This window comes from Streptomyces sp. DSM 110735 (assembly GCF_016482685.1).
In the GTDB taxonomy this organism is placed as follows: Bacteria; Actinomycetota; Actinomycetes; order Streptomycetales; family Streptomycetaceae; genus Streptomyces.
On sequence record NZ_JACYHF010000030.1, the window covers coordinates 40,613 to 57,410 of the forward strand.

General features: G+C 70.0%; 14 protein-coding genes. 6 read left to right on the plus strand and 8 right to left on the minus strand.

Features of this window, described 5'->3' with window-relative positions:
- Positions 1-101: 101 nt before the first annotated feature.
- Positions 102-2,918, minus strand: a complete 2,817-nt coding sequence (gene secA / locus IF655_RS29145) for a preprotein translocase subunit SecA (RefSeq protein ID WP_199588147.1) — start codon at positions 2,916-2,918, stop codon at positions 102-104.
- A gap of 255 nt (positions 2,919-3,173) precedes the next feature.
- On the opposite strand from secA, the gene IF655_RS29150 reads away from it, so the two are divergent.
- Entirely contained in the window at positions 3,174-3,761 is a 588-nt protein-coding gene (locus tag IF655_RS29150; RefSeq protein ID WP_199588148.1) for a GNAT family N-acetyltransferase, read from the plus strand.
- A gap of 59 nt (positions 3,762-3,820) precedes the next feature.
- Positions 3,821-4,996, plus strand: a complete 1,176-nt coding sequence (locus tag IF655_RS29155) for a winged helix-turn-helix domain-containing protein (protein ID WP_199588149.1) — start codon at positions 3,821-3,823, stop codon at positions 4,994-4,996.
- A gap of 52 nt (positions 4,997-5,048) precedes the next feature.
- Here the strand turns inward: IF655_RS29155 and IF655_RS29160 are convergent, their stop codons facing one another.
- From IF655_RS29160 to mtrA, 6 genes are all read right to left on the minus strand, one after another.
- Positions 5,049-5,795 (minus strand): response regulator transcription factor, encoded by a 747-nt coding sequence (locus IF655_RS29160; protein WP_199588150.1) that lies wholly within the window; start codon positions 5,793-5,795, stop codon positions 5,049-5,051.
- A 201-nt stretch (positions 5,796-5,996) separates the two neighbouring features.
- On the minus strand, positions 5,997-6,692 hold the full coding sequence (gene hpf, locus IF655_RS29165; protein WP_199588175.1) for a ribosome hibernation-promoting factor, HPF/YfiA family: 696 nt from the start codon (positions 6,690-6,692) through the stop codon (positions 5,997-5,999).
- Between the two features lie 315 nt (positions 6,693-7,007).
- Positions 7,008-8,030: a ComF family protein gene (locus tag IF655_RS29170; RefSeq protein ID WP_199588151.1), complete on the minus strand. Its 1,023-nt coding sequence runs from the start codon at positions 8,028-8,030 to the stop codon at positions 7,008-7,010.
- Positions 8,031-8,240: 210 nt separating this feature from the next.
- Positions 8,241-10,067, minus strand: coding sequence for an LpqB family beta-propeller domain-containing protein (locus IF655_RS29175; protein ID WP_199588152.1), 1,827 nt, complete (start codon positions 10,065-10,067; stop codon positions 8,241-8,243).
- On the minus strand, positions 10,057-12,039 hold the full coding sequence (gene mtrB, locus IF655_RS29180; protein WP_307815100.1) for an MtrAB system histidine kinase MtrB: 1,983 nt from the start codon (positions 12,037-12,039) through the stop codon (positions 10,057-10,059). The genes IF655_RS29175 and mtrB overlap by 11 nt, the downstream gene beginning before the upstream one ends.
- Before the next feature lies 1 nt (position 12,040).
- A complete protein-coding gene (gene mtrA / locus IF655_RS29185; protein ID WP_190045392.1) occupies positions 12,041-12,730 on the minus strand; it encodes a two-component system response regulator MtrA in 690 nt (229 codons plus the stop codon).
- Between the two features lie 444 nt (positions 12,731-13,174).
- Here mtrA and IF655_RS29190 point away from each other — a divergent pair, with 444 nt between their 5' ends.
- From IF655_RS29190 to IF655_RS29195, 3 genes are all read left to right on the plus strand, one after another.
- A complete protein-coding gene (locus IF655_RS29190) occupies positions 13,175-13,681 on the plus strand; it encodes a hypothetical protein (RefSeq protein WP_199588153.1) in 507 nt (168 codons plus the stop codon).
- 244 nt (positions 13,682-13,925) lie between these two features.
- Positions 13,926-14,117: a hypothetical protein gene (locus IF655_RS30900; RefSeq protein WP_206776602.1), complete on the plus strand. Its 192-nt coding sequence runs from the start codon at positions 13,926-13,928 to the stop codon at positions 14,115-14,117.
- Positions 14,118-14,908: 791 nt separating this feature from the next.
- Complete coding sequence (locus IF655_RS29195) at positions 14,909-15,517, plus strand: nuclease-related domain-containing protein (RefSeq protein WP_242488984.1); 609 nt, start codon at positions 14,909-14,911, stop codon at positions 15,515-15,517.
- On the opposite strand, the gene IF655_RS29200 is transcribed toward IF655_RS29195, so the two are convergent.
- Complete coding sequence (locus tag IF655_RS29200; RefSeq protein ID WP_199588154.1) at positions 15,518-16,276, minus strand: GntR family transcriptional regulator; 759 nt, start codon at positions 16,274-16,276, stop codon at positions 15,518-15,520.
- 190 nt (positions 16,277-16,466) lie between these two features.
- Here IF655_RS29200 and IF655_RS29205 point away from each other — a divergent pair, with 190 nt between their 5' ends.
- Positions 16,467-16,796 carry a hypothetical protein gene (locus IF655_RS29205; RefSeq protein ID WP_199588155.1) on the plus strand — a complete coding sequence of 110 codons (330 nt, stop codon included), beginning with the start codon at positions 16,467-16,469 and terminating at the stop codon, positions 16,794-16,796.
- Positions 16,797-16,798: the final 2 nt, after the last annotated feature.

Here is a 16,798-nt window from a genome sequence, read left to right on the forward strand (position 1 = left end):
CCGGACACGGCGAAGGGCCGGACCCCTCACGAAGAGAGACCCGGCCCCTAAGTCAGCCGCTCAGGCACGTCAGCCGTTCAAGGCTGGCCGGCAGGCGACCGTCACTTCTTGCGGCGACCCCGCGCCTTCGCCTGCTTGCGCCGCTCCGCGCGCGTGAGGCCGTCGGCCTCCGAGCGCACCGGCTCGTCGTCCTCCAGGTCGCGCTCGACCACGCCGCCCTCGCCGTCCACCGTGGGCGCGGAGAAGTGCAGCTCGCGCCGCTGCGGAACGTCCAGCCCCTTGGCCCGGATCTCCGGACGGGCACCCGCGGGAACCTGCGCGGGCACGATGTCCTGCACGCCCCCGCCGACCGGCTCGGCAGCCTCGACCTCGACCTCCTCGACCTGCTGCTCGACCTGGACCTCCAGGTTGAACAGGTAGCCGACGGACTCCTCCTTGATGCCCTCCATCATGGCGGTGAACATGTCGAAGCCCTCGCGCTGGTACTCCACCAGCGGGTCCTTCTGCGCCATCGCGCGCAGGCCGATGCCCTCCTGGAGGTAGTCCATCTCGTAGAGGTGCTCGCGCCACTTGCGGTCCAGGACCGACAGCACGACCCGCCGCTCCAGCTCACGCATGATCTCGGAGCCGAGCTGCTCCTCGCGCGCCTCGTACTGCGCGCGGATGTCGTCCTTGATGGACTCGGAGATGAACTCCGCGGTCAGACCGGCCCGGTCGCCCGCGGCGTCCTCCAGCTCCTCGATGGTGACCTTCACCGGGTAGAGCTGCCGGAAGGCGCCCCACAGCCGGTCCAGGTCCCAGTCCTCGGGGAAGCCGTCGGCGGTCTCGGCGGCGACGTACGCGTCGATCGTGTCGTCCATGAAGTGCTGCACCTGCTCCTGCAGGTCCTCACCCTCCAGGACGCGGCGGCGCTCGCCGTAGATGACCTCGCGCTGCCGGTTGAGCACCTCGTCGTACTTCAGGACGTTCTTACGGGTCTCGAAGTTCTGCTGCTCGACCTGCGACTGCGCGGACGCGATCGCGCGGGTCACCATCTTGTTCTCGATCGGCACGTCGTCCGGGACGTTCGCCATCGCCATCACGCGCTCGACCATGGCGGCCTTGAACAGGCGCATCAGGTCGTCGCCGAGGGAGAGGTAGAACCGGGACTCGCCGGGGTCGCCCTGACGGCCGGAACGACCGCGGAGCTGGTTGTCGATACGGCGCGACTCGTGCCGCTCGGTGCCGAGCACGTAGAGACCGCCGCTGCGCTCGACCTCCTCCTTCTCGGCCTTGACCGCCTGCTCGGCGCGGGCCAGCGCGGCGGGCAGCGCGGCCGCCCACTCCTCGATGTGCTCCTCGGGGTCCAGACCGATCTGGCGCAGCTCCGCCTCGGCGAGGTCCTCGGGGTTGCCGCCGAGCTTGATGTCCGTACCGCGCCCTGCCATGTTCGTCGCGACCGTGACGGCGCCCTTGCGGCCCGCCTGGGCGACGATCGACGCCTCACGCTCGTGGTGCTTGGCGTTCAGCACCTCGTGCTGGATGCCGCGCTTGCTGAGCTGCTGGGAGAGGTACTCCGACTTCTCGACGGACGTGGTGCCGACGAGGATCGGCTGGCCCTTCTCGTGCTTCTCGGCGATGTCGTCGACGACCGCCTCGAACTTGGCCACCTCGGTGCGGTAGATCAGGTCGGACTGGTCCTTGCGGACGAGCGCCCGGTTGGTCGGGATGGGCACCACACCGAGCTTGTAGATCTGGTGGAACTCGGCGGCCTCGGTCATCGCCGTACCGGTCATGCCGGAGAGCTTGCCGTAGAGGCGGAAGAAGTTCTGCAGGGTGATCGTGGCGAGGGTCTGGTTCTCGTCCTTGATGTCCACCCCTTCCTTCGCCTCGATCGCCTGGTGCATGCCCTCGTTGTAGCGGCGGCCGGCGAGGATACGGCCGGTGTGCTCGTCGACGATCATGACCTCGCCGTCGATGACGACGTAGTCCTTGTCCTTCTTGAACAGTTCCTTCGCCTTGATGGCGTTGTTCAGGTAGCCGACGAGGGGGGTGTTCACCGACTCGTAGAGGTTGTCGATGCCCAGCCAGTCCTCGACCTTGGACACGCCGGACTCGTGGATGGCGACGGTGCGCTTCTTCTCGTCGACGTCGTAGTCGCCGGTCTCCTCCACGCCCTTGAGCGGGTTGCCGGGCTCGCCGCGCTTGAGGCGGGTGACCAGCTTCGCGAAGTCGCCGTACCACTTGGTGGCCTGGTCGGCCGGGCCGGAGATGATCAGCGGCGTACGAGCCTCGTCGATGAGGATCGAGTCGACCTCGTCGACGATGGCGAAGTTGTGGCCGCGCTGCACCAGCTCGTCCTGCGCCCACGCCATGTTGTCGCGCAGGTAGTCGAAGCCGAACTCGTTGTTCGTGCCGTAGGTGATGTCGCACGCGTACTGCTCACGGCGCTGGGCCGGGGTCATGTTGGCCAGGATGCAGCCGACCTCGAGACCCAGGAAGCGGTGGACGCGGCCCATCATCTCGGAGTCGCGCTCGGCCAGGTAGTCGTTCACCGTGATGAGGTGGACGCCGTCTCCGGAGAGCGCGTTCAGATAAGCGGGCAGGGTGCCGACGAGGGTCTTGCCCTCACCGGTCTTCATCTCGGCCACGTAACCGAGGTGGAGCGCGGCGCCGCCCATGAGCTGGACGTCGTAGTGCCGCTGCCCGAGGACGCGCTTGGCGGCCTCGCGGACGGTGGCGAACGCCTCGGGGAGCAGGTCGTCCAGGCTCTCACCGTCGGCGTACCGCTGCTTGTACTCGTCGGTGAGGGCCCGCAGCTCGGCGTCGGAGAGGTCCACGAAGTCCTCTTCGATGGAGTTGACCTGGTCCGCGATGCGGTGCAGCTTGCGCAGGATCTTGCCTTCGCCTGCACGCATGATCTTCGAGAGGACGGACACGGGGGGTGGTCTCCTTGCCGGTCGGGCCTGGGACGGTCTGTTTTCCATGTGACTTGCTGAGCAACGGCCATCGTATGCGAGGACCCCGGCGCGCCGGGAGGGCCTGGCGACCCGGTGCGCGCCTCACTGTGGACAACGGACGAACGCACCGGATAGTGCCGCCCCGGATCACGGATGTGCGCGAACCGTGACCCCGCCCTCACCCACCGCGAAAAGCCGTGGCGGCGCCGCCGGCGGACTGCCCAGAATCGGGCGATGGACCCCGTCATCCTCACCACCGACCGCCTCCGGATGCGCGCCCCCGCCCCGGCCGACGCCGAGGCGGTGCACGCCGCCGCCCAGGACCCCGCGACCCAGCGCTGGATCTCTTCCTTTCCCTCTCCTTACCTGCGCGAGCACGCCGACGCGTTCATCAACGACGTGGTGACCAAGGGCTGGGCGGACGATTCCGAGTACCACTTCGGCCTGTTCCTGCCCGACGGCGCGCTGGCGGGCGTGCTCGGTGTCATGCGGCGCGGTCCCGGCGCCGCCGAGGTCGGCTTCTGGGCCACCCGCGAGCACCGCGGCCGGGGTTACATGACCGAGGCCGTGCTCGCGGCGGCCCGCTGGGCGTTCACCGAGCTGTCCGTGGACCGGCTGGAGTGGCGCGCCGAGGTGGGCAACCTGCCCTCCCGCGCGGTGGCCGAACGCGTCGGCTTCACCATGGAGGGCACGCTGCGCGCGGCCGTCGAACACCGGGGCGTACGGCGCGACTCGTGGGTCGGCTCGCTGCTCCCCTCCGACCTCGGGCTGACCCCGGTCGCGCCGTATCTCGCCGCGCCCGATCCCGCGGTCACCACCTGACCTGCGGGAAGTCCCGGGCGGGCGGCCACTGTCAGTGCCACCCTCTATCGTCGGCGACCATGACGACCCTGCCGCGCCCCGCCACCACCCTCACCGCGGACGACGCCCGCCGTATCGCCCTGCGGGCCCAGGGACTGCTGGGCGCGCCCGACCGGCGGGCGGGGGTGAGCGGGGTGCTGCGGCACCTGGGCGCGGTCCAGCTCGACACCATCTCGGTGCTGGCCCGCTCCCACGAACTGGTGCCGTACGCCCGCCTCGGCGCCGTCGGCCGCCAAGCCGTGGAGTCGGCCTACTGGCAGGACACCCGCGCCTTCGAGTACTGGTCGCACGCCGCCTGCGTCCTGCCCGTCGAGGAGTGGCCCCACTTCGCCTTCCGCCGCCGCGCCTACCGCTCCCGCCCGCACTGGAACCACCAGTTGCCCGAGGGCACCTACGAGCAGGTGATCAAGCAGCTCCAGGCCGAAGGACCGCTCACCGCGACCGAGTTGGGCGGCGCGAAGCGCACCAGCGAGTGGTGGGACTGGTCCGGCACCAAGGTCGCCGTCGAGCGCGCGCTGATGTACGGCGAGGTGGTGTGCGTCGAGCGGCGCGGCTGGAAGCGGGTGTACGACCTCGCCGAGCGCGCCATCCCGGACGCCCTGCTGCACGACGAGCTGGACGACGCCGAGTGCCTGCGCCGCCTGGTCCGGCTGGCCGGTGAGTCGCTGGGCGTCGGCACGCGCGCGGACATCGCGGACTACCACCGCCTCAAGGCCGAGCAGGTGGAGGCGGTGATCGCCGACTCGGGTCTGGTGCCGGTCGAGGTCGAGGGCTGGTCCAAGCCCGCCTGGGCGGACCCGGTGGCCCTCGCCACGCCGCCGCGCGGGCGCCACCGTACGACGCTGCTCTCCCCGTTCGACTCGCTGATCTGGGAACGGGCCCGTACGGAGCGCCTGTTCGGCTTCACCCATCGCCTGGAGGCGTACGTCCCCAAGCAGAAGCGGGTCCACGGCTACTTCGCGATGCCGGTGCTCTCCGGCGGGCGGCTGGTGGGCCGGGTGGACCCCGCGCGCGAGGGGCGCACGCTGGTGGCCCGGCAGGTCACGCTGGACGGCCCGAAGGCGGTGGCGGCGGTCGCCGACGCGCTGATCGAGGCGGCGAGCTGGGTGGACTGCACGGACGTCCGCGTGGAGCGCGTGACGGAGCCCGAACTCCGCGCGCCGCTGGCCGCCGTACTGGCCCGCGCGCTGGCCTGAGCACCGGCGGGCGCCGGTCGGTAGTCACTGGCCCGGGGTCGTCGGCCCGGGGTCAGCGGATCTCGAGGATCTTCTCCCGCATCGCGTAGACCACGGCCTCCATCCTGGAGTGGAGCTGGAGCTTCTCCAGGATGTTGCGCACGTGGTTCTTCACGGTGTTCTCGGAGATGAACAACTCCTTGGCGATGTCCCGGTTGTTCATCCCCGTGGCGACCAGCTTGAGGACCTCCAGCTCCCGGTCGGTCAGCCGGGGCGCGGGCACCAGTCGGCGCTCGTCGGTGCGCTGGATCATCGACTTGAACTCGGTGAGCAGCTTGGACGCCATGGACGGGCTGATCTGCGACTGCCCGTCGGCCACCGCGCGAATGGCCGTGGCCACCTCGTCGGTCGAGATCTCCTTGAGGAGGTAGCCGGTCGCGCCCGCCTTGATCGCGTCGTAGAGGTCGGCCTCCTCGTCACTGATCGTCAGCATGATGATCTTGGCGCTGGGGGCGACCTCCTTGATGGAGGTGCACGCCTCGATCCCGCCGCGCCTTGGCATCCGCACGTCCATCAGCACGATGTCCGGCAGCAGGTCGGCCGCCTTGTCCACTGCCTCGGCGCCGTCGCCCGCCTCGCCGACGACCTGGATGTCCTCCTCGGCGGCGAGCACGATCTCCAGACCTCGGCGGAAGAGGGCGTGGTCGTCCACGACCAGCACTCTGATCGGCTCCGCGCGCGGGGCACCCGCATCAGGATCCCGGCCGAGGTCACCGTGGTCGGCGTCCGGGTCACGCATGGGTCCGAAGGTGTCCGCCATCGTTCCTCCCCCTGAAGGCTGTGGCCTGTGGTCCTGCCATCGCCAACCCAAGGCAGCGGCCCACCGGTTGGGCCGGTGCGGTCATGATTTCATGCCCGGACGCCGCCGCGGTGCCGAGCGGGGCGTGAAGTGGTCGCACACCGGTGCCCCTGGGGGCGCACACGCGCTCCAGGGGCACCCGCTCCGCTTCGCCGGGCCGGATCAGCCGCCCAGCGTGCCGCCCGCCGCGGGCGGCTGCACCTCCGCCACCATCGGGTCCGTGCTGAGGTGGATGACGCCGTAGTCGTAGGCGTGTCGCCGGTAGACGACGCTCGGCTCCTTGGTCTCGGAGTCGACGAACAGATAGAAGTCGTGGCCGACCAGTTCCATCTCGTAGAGAGCCTGGTCAAGGGTCATCGGAGAGGCGACGTGGGTCTTCTCGCGGACGACGAGCGGGCCCTCGCCCGTGACCTCCAGCGAGCCGATCTTCCTGGTCGGCACACCGCCGTCGGACTCCGCGGGCGGAACCGGAACGCCGTCGGGGTAGAGCGTCGCCACGCCCGGCACGACGTCGGGCACCTCGGCCGCCGGGATGCGTCGTGCGCCCCGGCGCACGACTCGCTTGTCGTGCTGCTTGCGCAGCCTTGCCTCCAGCTTCTCCGCGGCCATGTCGAGTGCCGCGTACGGGTCGCTGGCGGACGCTTCCGCCCTGATCACCGGACCGCGGGAGCGGAGCGTGATCTCCACTCGGTCACAGCGGTCGGCCTGGCGGGGGTTCGGCTCCTTGGACACCTCGACGTCGAGGCTCATCACCTTGCCGTCGAGCTTCTGGATCTTCTCCAGCTTCAGCTTCTCGGCCACGTGCTTGCGGAACCGCTCGGGCACCTCGGTCTTGCGGCCCTTGACGACGATGTCCACGCAGAACTCCGTTCCCGGATAGCCCCGCAGCAGCGGCGGAGCATCTCCCTTTTGCACCAGGTCCCGGTGGGCCCCGGAACCTTCGGACTCGGTGACGTCCACCTCCTCCTCCCCCGTGGGCGAGATCTCCATCCCGCCGGCGCGGGTGATTGCGGAAATCACGCGGCGCGGCATTCGGATATGCGAGGTCTGGCCTGCGCCTTTCCTCACAACCGAACATATCTCGCCCGGACGTATGTCGTCACCCTCTACTGCGGCGTACCTCCGTTCAGGTGAATTTCCGCTCCTGCTACCTGCAACGACGCTGGTAGAAGCTCAGTTCCTGGCTATTTCGAAAGAATCCGGGGGCGCGGCGATCACCGCCGCCCGGAGTGCCACTCCGGTGGCCTTCGGTGCCGTCTTTTCCGGTGCACCCTGCACCGAGTTTCCGCTCTCCGATCGGGCCCCTGTCTCTCGTTTCCACCTTCCTTCCCGAGTTCCGCCGGGGTACACGGACGTTCTCTCTCCGCGATGCGAACCGGCCGCCTCCCGCAGCGCCCGCGCCGCCTCCGCGAGGGTCGCGCCCGTGGTCATCAGGTCGTCGACGAGCACGACCCGTCCCGCGCCGAGCAGCCGCGCCCCGCCCGCCGTCACCTCCAGCGCGCCGGCCAGGTTCTCCCGGCGCTCCCGCGCGTCGAGTCCCGCCTGGTCCAGGACCGCCCGCCGCTGCCGCAGGACGGCCGCCACCCTCGCCGGTGTGCCACCGCGCCGCAGCCGCCCGGCGGCGACGAGCGCCATCCGCCGCACCGGATCGTGCCCCCGCGCCCGCACGGCCGCCCGCGCGGAGGGCAGTGGCACGAGGATCACCGGACCCGGTGGTCCGTGAGCCGTCTCGTGCGGCGGCCCGAGCTGTGCTCCTCCCTGTCTCACCCGTCCGAAATCCGTCGACCCGAACCCCGTCAGCCCGAGCCCCGCCGACCCAAGCCTTGCCGACCCGAGTCCCGGCGGCCCTAGTCCCGCCGACCCGAGTCCTATCGACCCAAGTCCCGTCGGCTCCAGCCCCATCGATCCCAACCCCACCCGCACGGCCTCTGCCAAAGCCGTACCCAGCGCTCCCGTGAGCGCCAGCGCGCCCCGCTCCTTGTGCGCGAGGATGAGCGAGCGCACCTCCCGGGCGTACGGCGCCACCGCGTGCACCACCGGCAGCCCGGGCGGCTCGGGCGACGGCCGCACCCGGCGCGGTGCCGCACCGCCCAGCGCCCTCCGGCACCGTGGGCACAGCACCGTGCGCGGCGCCTCGCAGCCCTCACAGTCGGCCGGAAGCACCAGGTCCGTGAGGTCCCGCCACCATCCCCGCATGGCTCCACTGTGCCGAGCCTCCGGCCTCCCGGCCACCCCTGTGGACGACGCCCTGTGGACAACCGAAGCCCCCGCCCGACAGCCCTCACCCGCACGAGTGAGAAGCACACACGAAACCCCGGCCGGACACGAAAGCGGCCCGGACCCCCCACGGGAATCCGGGCCGCTCACGAGCCGTAGCCGGACCGCTCACGGGTCGTAGGACCCGCCTCACCCCGGATAGACCGGCGCCGTCCCGTCCTTGTCGACCTTCTGCCACTGCGCACCCGAGGGCAGCCGGACGATGCCGTCCTCCGAGGAGGCGACCAGTGGCGCCCGTTCGTCCTCGGCGGCGGCGATCGCCGTCACCCGGGACAGCGCGGCGGGCGCCGGACCCTCCAGCGTGGAGCCGTCGACCTGGACGTACCGCATCTGGTGCACACCGCCCTGCTCGCGGCCGACCACAACGAGCCTGCTGTCCCCGGCCCAGGTCATCGCCGTGACCAGCTCCATGTCGGGCGCGGCGGGACGCGTGTCGACGACCGCCGGGGCGTCGCCCGCGTCGTCCCCGCGCTCGATCCGCCCGATGAGCAGCGACTGCTTGTCGTCCTTCGAGGCCACGACCAGCGCGACCCGCACCCCGTCGGCGGCCACCCGCACATCGGTGATCCGCCCGCTCAGCTTGGGCAGCGTCACGGTCACCGGCTTCCCGGTGTCCTGGTCCACGACGTACAGCCGCGGTCCCGCCGGGTTCAGGTCGGCCACCCACAGGTCACCGCGCGCGTCCCAGCTCGGCCGGGTCAGCCGCGCGTCCTCGGTCGCCCCCATGCTGGTGACCACGGGCTCCCCGAGCGTGCCCGCGGCGGCCAGCGGCGTGACGTACAGCGCCCGACCGTCTGCCGAGATCCCGGCCACGGTGTGGTCGTCCCGCGAGACGGCCACCGACCGCATCTCCTTGGTGCCCTCGCCGAAGGCGCCCGGCACCGGGGTCGCGCTGGTCCCGCCCGCGCCCGTCGGCATCCGCACCAGCCGGTGCTTGCCGTCGAGGAAGTAGAGGTACTGCGGGCTCTGCGCCGAGGCGCGCCAGGCGACGTTCTCCGCCCCGTCCTCGTCCAGATCGCACAGCCGACGCTCGCCGGGTCCCTCCAGCTCGACCGTCTCCAGGGTCGGCGCGAGGTTCCGCAGGGTGAACAGCAACTGGGTGGCCATCTCGCGGCAGCGGGCCCGTCCGACCTGCGCCGCCTTCGCGTTGAGCGGCACGACCAGGCGGTTCTGGTCGTCGGGCGCCAGCCCCGAGACCCCGCGCTGCAGTGCCGTACCGGTCGGGAAGCTGGACCTGGCCACGGGTTCGAGCCAGGTGGTCGGGCCCTTCAGGATCGAGCGCACCATCTCGGTCATCGGGTCGACCTTGCTGCGCACGAACACCGGGTCGGCGACCGCGACCGGACGGCCGTTCGAACCTGCCCGGGTGTGGGTCGCGAAGTAGTACTTGTCGACCGAGGTGTAGTTGCGCTGGAAGTCGGACTTGCCCATGACGACGCCCATGGGCAGCGCGTCGATGCGCCACTGGCCGCTCTTGGGGTCCTTCGACAGATGCACCTTGCTGCGATAGGCGCCCGCCGCGGGCTTGTACGCGTGGTCGCCGTCGACCGAGGCGACCTTGCGGCCCTCCAGGACATAGGTGTCCGGCTGGTGCCCGGACTGCTCCGGCGCGGTCGGCAGGACGCTCGGACCGTCGGCGAGCACGGTCGCCCGCTCCGGCCGCCAGGCGCGCGCGGCCGCGGGCGTCAGATACTTGCGGGCCGTGTCGTACTGCGGATCGTCGCTGGTCAGAGCCTCCAGGAAGCCCTGCACGATCGCGCTGGACGACGCGCCCTGGGCGGGCGGCACCGCGAAGACCCGCACCCCGGTGTCCTGCCGGGGCGTGGACTCGACGTTGCGCAGATCGCCGCTGTCGGGCATCGAGGCGCATCCGGACAGCAGGACGGCCCCGCATACGGCGTACGCCACCGCGCGTCCCGGCCGGCGCCGGGCGCCCCCCTCGCGGTCAGCGACCACTCACTGCCTCCCCTGACTCGGACGAGTCCTGCTGTGCGGCCGCCCCCGGAGGACCGCTCTCCGCCTCGGGCGCCGGGCCCGGAGCTCTGTCGTCGGTGCGCCGGGCGCCGTTCGCGGGCCGGGGCACCACCCGTGCGCCGTTGCCGTTGCCGGGCAGCGCGGTCGGGTCGGCCGTGGCGACGGCCTGGCGCGGCGGCAGCGGCGCCCGCTGCGTCTCGGTCGCCTGCGCGGGCACGGTGGCCCGCTTCTGCGCGGCGCGCTCGCGACCGGTCTCCCGGTTGCGGCGCGAGTCCTTGGGTTCGAGCGGGATCGGCGAGCCGCGCAACGGTTCGTCGGCGGTCCGGGGCAGCGTCAGCCGGAACTGCGAACCGCCGCCGGGCTCGCCCCACGCCTGCAGCCAGCCGCCGTGCAGCCGGGCGTCCTCCAGGGCGATGGACAGACCGAGACCGGTGCCGCCGGTGGTGCGCGCGCGTGCCGGGTCGGCTCGCCAGAAGCGGCTGAAGACGCGGGTGGCCTCGCCGGGCTTGAGCCCGACGCCGTAGTCGCGCACCGCGACGGCGACCGCGCCGCCCGCCGCGGCCAGCTTGACCACCACGTCCTTGCCCTCGCCGTGCTCGACGGCGTTGACGACCAGGTTGCGCAGCACCCGCTCCACGCGCCGGGCGTCCGCCTCGGCCACCACGGGCTGCGCGTCACCGGTGACGCGTATCCGGGTGCCCTTGCGCTCGGCCAGCGGCTCCGCGCCGCCGACCACGCGCCGTACGACCTCGCGCAGGTCGATCGGCTCGGCCTCCAGCGCGGCGGCTCCGGCGTCGAAGCGGCTGATCTCCAGGAGGTCCGCGAGCAGCGACTCGAAGCGGTCCAACTGGTCCGCGAGCAGCTCCGCGGAGCGCGCGGTCACCGGGTCGAAGTCCTCGCGCGCCTCATGGATGACGTCGGCGGCCATGCGGACGGTGGTCAGCGGGGTGCGCAGCTCGTGCGAGACGTCGGAGACGAACCGCCGCTGCATCCGCGAGAGGTCCTCGAGCTGCTGGATCTTGAGCTGGAGGTTCTGCGCCATCTTGTTGAAGGCTTCGCCCAGGCGCGCGATGTCGTCCTCGCCGGTGACCTTCATCCGCTCCTGCAGCCGCCCTGCGGACAGCCGCTCCGCGACCCCGGCGGCCATCCGCACGGGCGTGACGACCTGCCGTACGACCAGCCAGGCGATGGCGCCGAGCAGGACGACGACGAAGAGCCCGGCGGTCGCGAGGGTCCCCTTGACCAGGCTGAGGGACTTCTCCTCCTGGGTGAGCGGGAAGAGGTAGTACAGCTCGTAGGGGTGGCTGTTCGGGTCGTTGACCTGCTTGCCGATGACCAGCGCGGGCTGCGACTCCTTGCCGTTGCTGTAGACGATGCGGGTGTAGCTCTGCGCGGCGGTCGTGCTGCCGTTGACCCGCTCGCGCAGGGCCGCGGGCACGCTGTCGGTCGGGCTGACGTACCCGGAACCGCGCGGGCTGCGGCCGCCGCCGGTGTCGTCGCCCACGGGCAGCGTCACCACGTCGAAGGCGCCCGCGCCACCGCTGGAGAGCGACTCCACGAGGTCGCTCATCCACTGGATGACGTTCTGCGAGGGCTGTCCGTCGGTGCCGGAGACGATGTCGCCGCCGCTCCCGGTGCCGGTGGCGCCCGCGGCGGCCTCGTCGGCCTGCTGCCGTGCCACGGCGAAACCGCCGGTGGCCTGGCTCTGGGACGCCTTCACCTTCGCGTCCAGCAGACCGTTGCGCACCTGCCCGATGACGACGAAGCCGAGCAGCAGGACGACGCCGAGCGACATCAGCAGGGTCGTGGCGACGACCCTGAGCTGGATGTTGCGTCGCCACAGCCGCATGAGGGGCAGCAGCGGACGGCGCACCCAGCGGATGAACAGGCGCACGAACGGGCTGCGCTGGAGCCCGCCGCGCAGCAGACGCGCACGGCGCGAAGCCCCCGACACGTCAGCTCGGTCCGGCCTTGTAGCCGACGCCGCGCACGGTCACCACGATCTCGGGGCGCTCCGGGTCCTTCTCGACCTTGGAACGCAGCCGCTGCACATGGACGTTGACCAGCCGGGTGTCGGCGGCGTGCCGGTAGCCCCACACCTGCTCCAGGAGCACCTCACGGGTGAACACCTGCCAGGGCTTGCGCGCGAGCGCGACCAGCAGGTCGAACTCCAGCGGGGTCAGCGCGATCGACTGCCCGTTGCGCTTCACGGAGTGCCCGGCCACGTCGATCACCAGGTCACCGATGGTGAGCTGCTCCGGCGCCGGCTCCTCCGACCTCCGCAGCCGCGCCCGGATACGGGCGACCAGCTCCTTCGGCTTGAACGGCTTGACGATGTAGTCGTCGGCACCTGACTCCAGGCCGACGACCACGTCGACGGTGTCGCTCTTCGCCGTGAGCATCACGATCGGCACCCCGGACTCCGCCCGGATCAGCCTGCAGACCTCGATGCCGTCCCGTCCGGGCAGCATCAGGTCCAGCAGCACCAGATCCGGCTTGGACTCCCGGAAAGCGGCCAGCGCCTTGTCCCCGTCGGCTACGAAAGACGGCTCAAAACCTTCACCACGCAGCACGATGCCGAGCATCTCGGCCAGTGCGGTGTCGTCGTCGACGACAAGGACTCGTCCCTTCATAAACGACATCATCCCATTCTCGTAACGACGACAGAGGCGCAGGTGAGGCAGCTCACTGGCCTGTGACGATAGTCGTACCGAGGGGTCACTGTCTGCCCCTGTCCGTGGGCGTTGATGTCAGGGGTGGATGTCAGCTACGAGCAACCCACCTCAGCGGCCGTGATGTCCGTACACCCCTGTAGTGCGCCCCGATTCCACGAGCCTCTGAAGTCTCTCCTAAGCCTCAACGGCCGCCCACGCCTGTTCAGGGGCGGGTCTGAGGCGTTCAACCTTGCATCTCGCCCGTTTGTTCGACGCCAGAGCGCGACGCACGCACCTCCATGAAGCCCGATCGGGACGCAAATACCGTGCATTCCAAGGTCAGACTTGCCTTACCTAAGGCGATTAACGGGCCACACGCGAACGCCTCGTTTAAACGTTGCCACCCGCGCGTTCAGATGTGGTACCGTAAGGATCATGGGAGAGAACCAGGCGCTATGGGACGCATTGGGGGTGGCGAAACGGCAACTCGTCGAAGCTGAGGCTGAGCTTCACGAGGCGCAGCGCCGTGTGCACCACCTGCGATCCATCGTGTATGGACTCAAACAGATCGTGGAGCCGGGAGACACCGGTCAGACCGTGGAGCTACAGCCCGCCGTCGAGAACTCCGGCGCCTCACCGCTGGGCGATGCCCCCGCAACGCGCAGACGGGGAGAACCGTCCCTGTCCGTCCGCCGGGCCGCGCAGATCTTGATCGAGGCTCAACGGCCGATGCGCATGCCCGAGATCATTGAAGAGTGGAAGCGTCGAGGCTGGGTCGATCCGAACTGGCGGACCCCAAAGTCCGCCATCAACATGATCTACCAACGGGCACTCAAGGCTGGCCTAGTTGGCCGCATGCCGGATAGGTCATGGGTTCCGAAGGCCATGGTCTTGGATTCCCTCGAAGGGGAGAGCACCACAGGGGGCGGTGTTGAAGATTAGCGTCGCCCTACCGAGGAGCCCACGGAATCCCACACTCCATACAGTGGGGCTGTCCTGCGTACCCGGAGATCGAGCCATCGGAGCGCATACAGACAGCGCCTTGCTTAGCGCTGCCAGGCACGCGCAGCTCGAACCAGCCGCTTCCACACACGCACGTAGCGGAGGTCGTTTCGCCCTGAGTCGTGGGCCTCCGCGTGTTCAGGTCAACGACGTTCACCGAATCAACTCACAGAAAAGAAGCGACATGAACCGACGACACGGGCCGAAGGGCCCCAACGGGGAGTGGAAGACCGGCCAGCGCGTTCCCGCGACCGGCATCTACTCCGACCAGTACGGCGTTTCCACCTTTCACGAGGTGGGTGCCACGTTCCCGCCGTGCATCGACCGCAAGGGCGAATGCGCCTACCGGACGCCGAGCCAGGCGCGTACTGCCTAGCCAAGGCGCTTTGATGGTTGCAGCCATCTAGCGCCAGTTTTACCCGCGAGGGGTGGAGGGCCATCGGCCTTTCACCCCTCCTCCGTTTGCCCTTGCGGTCGAGCGTTCAGCCGTCCAGAGGAGTGTCATTGGACCGGATCGCGGCTTCTCTGTCCAGAGGGCCACGGCTCCCTCACTCGAACGAATCCCGTAGGCGCGCTCTCAGCGTACGACGCTACGCTGATCGCCAGCGAATCGGGGCAGGGAATAGCGCTTCCCTCAGCCACCCCCTTCCCCAGCTCCCGTCCCGTACGCCGTCGACCCACACACCGTGGAGCGGACGTGGTTCATGGCGTCCAGGTGGAGCGCGCCACTGTACGAACGACCTGGACGCCATGGGCCGCGTCTGCTCGGCTCTGCCTGGGTCGATGGCGTACGGGACGGGAGCACCTTGCGCACGCCACTACGCGCCCGCGGATGGGAACGGCGCCCCTCTCCCCCCGGTGCCGGCCGATCCCCCGCCGGGGGCATTGCCTTGACCGTGCCCCCGCTGTGCGGTGCTCGCCTCATGGCCTTTGCCCCTTCCCTTGCGTGGGCGCGCGTCGGTGCAGCGTGCGCGGAGCGGGCCGAAGGCAGGAGCGCAGCGCGCAGCGGAGCCGGGAAGCGCGCCCGGCGGAGCGGAGCGCAGCCGGGGCTTGATGAGGTAGAGAAACCTGTAACAACTCCTGGCTGATCTGGTCCTGGGCAGACAAGCCGCCTTCGTGGTCGTCTTGCAGCAGCGCAGCGACGTGTGAGGGGGCAGGGTGCAGCCATTGCCGGATGACTTGGCGCGGAACCGGCCGGGCGACGCGGTGCGCCGCAAGATCTGCGAGCTACAGCCGAACCCCGTGCTGAGACTGATCGACCGGTGGCGCCCCCATTCGGAGATCTCCAACTGGGTGTCCGGACTCAAGGGCGAACAGCTCACCGCCAGGCGGCTCAAGAGACTTCGGGGCCACGGCTGGCTCACTCTGCACGCAGTCCAGTGGGCCACCGGCACGGACATCGACCACCTCGCCATCGGCCCGGCCGGCGTCTTCTCCATCAACTCCAAGCGGCACCCGGGAAAGACCGTCTGGTACGGCGACAGAGCCGTCACCGTGAACCGCGCTCCCACCCGCCACATCGCCGCCAGCCAGTCCGAGGCACGCAAAGTCGCTCGCGTCCTGGCTGCGCACTGCGGTTTCGAGGTACCCGTGCGGCCCGTGATCTCCGTCGTGCACGCGGCGAAGCTCACCGTCAAGATGGCCAATCCGCCGGTGCTCGTCCTGGAGGTCGACCACCTCGACCGGGTGCTGTCCGGGCTGACGCCGACCCTCTCGGCCGATCAGGTGTCCCGCATATACGAGGTGGCGCGACGCGCTCGAACCTGGTCCGGCTGATCAGGCGTCGAAGTCGTACTCCAGGATGTACGAGGCAGCGTCCAACGTCATTTCGTTGACCTCTACGGGGCGTCCTTCGTCCGCGAACGCGGTGCGGCAGATGAGGATGACCGGCGTGCCTGCGGACATGCTCAGCCGTGCGGCCTCGTCCTTCGACGGCATCCGGGAGCGGATCTCCTCGCGGAAGTGCACCGGCTTGTGTCCGAGTTCGGCAAGCCTGGCATAGGTGCCGCCCGGCCCGGTGTCCTCCTGGGTGATCGCGGACCCGGCGACCACCGACATGGGCAGATAGCTGGTGGCCAGCAGCACGGCCTTTTCGTCAAGGACGAAGCGCCGCCGCCTGACGCACACCGTGTCGTCGTCGCCCAGATCCAGGACAGCGCTGATGTGGTCCGGAGCCGTCTCCTCGGACACGGTGACCTGGTCGACTTCCAGAGCGCGGTTCTCGATGTCTGCGGACCAGATGGACCGGCCGCTGCCCCACTGCTCTTGCGACAGCCGCTGGATGCCTCGGCGTCGAAGCGGGCGGAATGCTCGAACGAAGACGCCGGCGCCCTTACGGGCCTCGGCCACACCCTCGTCACGGAGCACGCTCAGTGCCTGTCGGGCGGTCATGCGGGCCACGCCGTGCGCGGCCATCAACTCGTTCTCCCCCGGAAGCCGATCACCCGGACCGTACTCGCCCGACTGGATCGCCTCCCGCAGGGTGTCCGCGATCCGCTGGTACTTCGGCCGACGGTCGTCGTCGGTGTTGGCCATTCCGGAGCCCTCCTCTCTTCTCTAGACAGCCTAGGCCATAGCTAGGTCGCCTGCTCTTTGCGTGTGACCGCGATCGAGGCCAACCAACATCTCTATACATCTCTCTTGACATCTCTAGACAGGTGGCGCCAAGCTAAAGATGTCTAGAGAGGCTGCGAAGGGTGGCCTCCCAGAGCGAGGGATGTGCTGTATGCCGTCGTTCAAGATCGACGTTTCGACCGCTGTGGTGTTCGTGGCGACCGCGCCGACGCCGAAGCTGGCGAACGCCAAGACCGGTGAGCGCGCGATGGACCGGGAGACCGGGGCCCCGCTCTCGACCGTGGGTCTGCTGGTCTCCGACGAGGGGGAGGGCAACCTCTACCAGGTCACCATCCCGGAGACCGGTTGCCCGGAGGGCCTGACCCCGGGTACCCCGGTGCGGGTCGTCGGGCTGAAGGCGCGGGACTGGGAGAACGAGTTCAACGGGCAGAAGCGGCACGGGATCTCGTTCCGCGCGGTCGCGATCACCCCGGCGGTCTGACC

Excerpts from the sequence above, each read along its gene's own strand:
- IF655_RS29200 (WP_199588154.1), bottom strand. The coding sequence starts at position 16,276 with ATGGCCAACACCGACGACGACCGTCGGCCGAAGTACCAGCGGATCGCG.
- IF655_RS29160 (WP_199588150.1), bottom strand. The coding sequence starts at position 5,795 with ATGGCGGACACCTTCGGACCCATGCGTGACCCGGACGCCGACCACGGT.
- mtrA (WP_190045392.1), bottom strand. The coding sequence starts at position 12,730 with ATGATGTCGTTTATGAAGGGACGAGTCCTTGTCGTCGACGACGACACC.
- IF655_RS29150 (WP_199588148.1), top strand. The coding sequence starts at position 3,174 with ATGGACCCCGTCATCCTCACCACCGACCGCCTCCGGATGCGCGCCCCC.
- IF655_RS29190 (WP_199588153.1), top strand. The coding sequence starts at position 13,175 with ATGGGAGAGAACCAGGCGCTATGGGACGCATTGGGGGTGGCGAAACGG.
- IF655_RS30900 (WP_206776602.1), top strand. The coding sequence starts at position 13,926 with ATGAACCGACGACACGGGCCGAAGGGCCCCAACGGGGAGTGGAAGACC.
- IF655_RS29155 (WP_199588149.1), top strand. The coding sequence starts at position 3,821 with ATGACGACCCTGCCGCGCCCCGCCACCACCCTCACCGCGGACGACGCC.
- IF655_RS29205 (WP_199588155.1), top strand. The coding sequence starts at position 16,467 with ATGCCGTCGTTCAAGATCGACGTTTCGACCGCTGTGGTGTTCGTGGCG.
- IF655_RS29170 (WP_199588151.1), bottom strand. The coding sequence starts at position 8,030 with ATGCGGGGATGGTGGCGGGACCTCACGGACCTGGTGCTTCCGGCCGAC.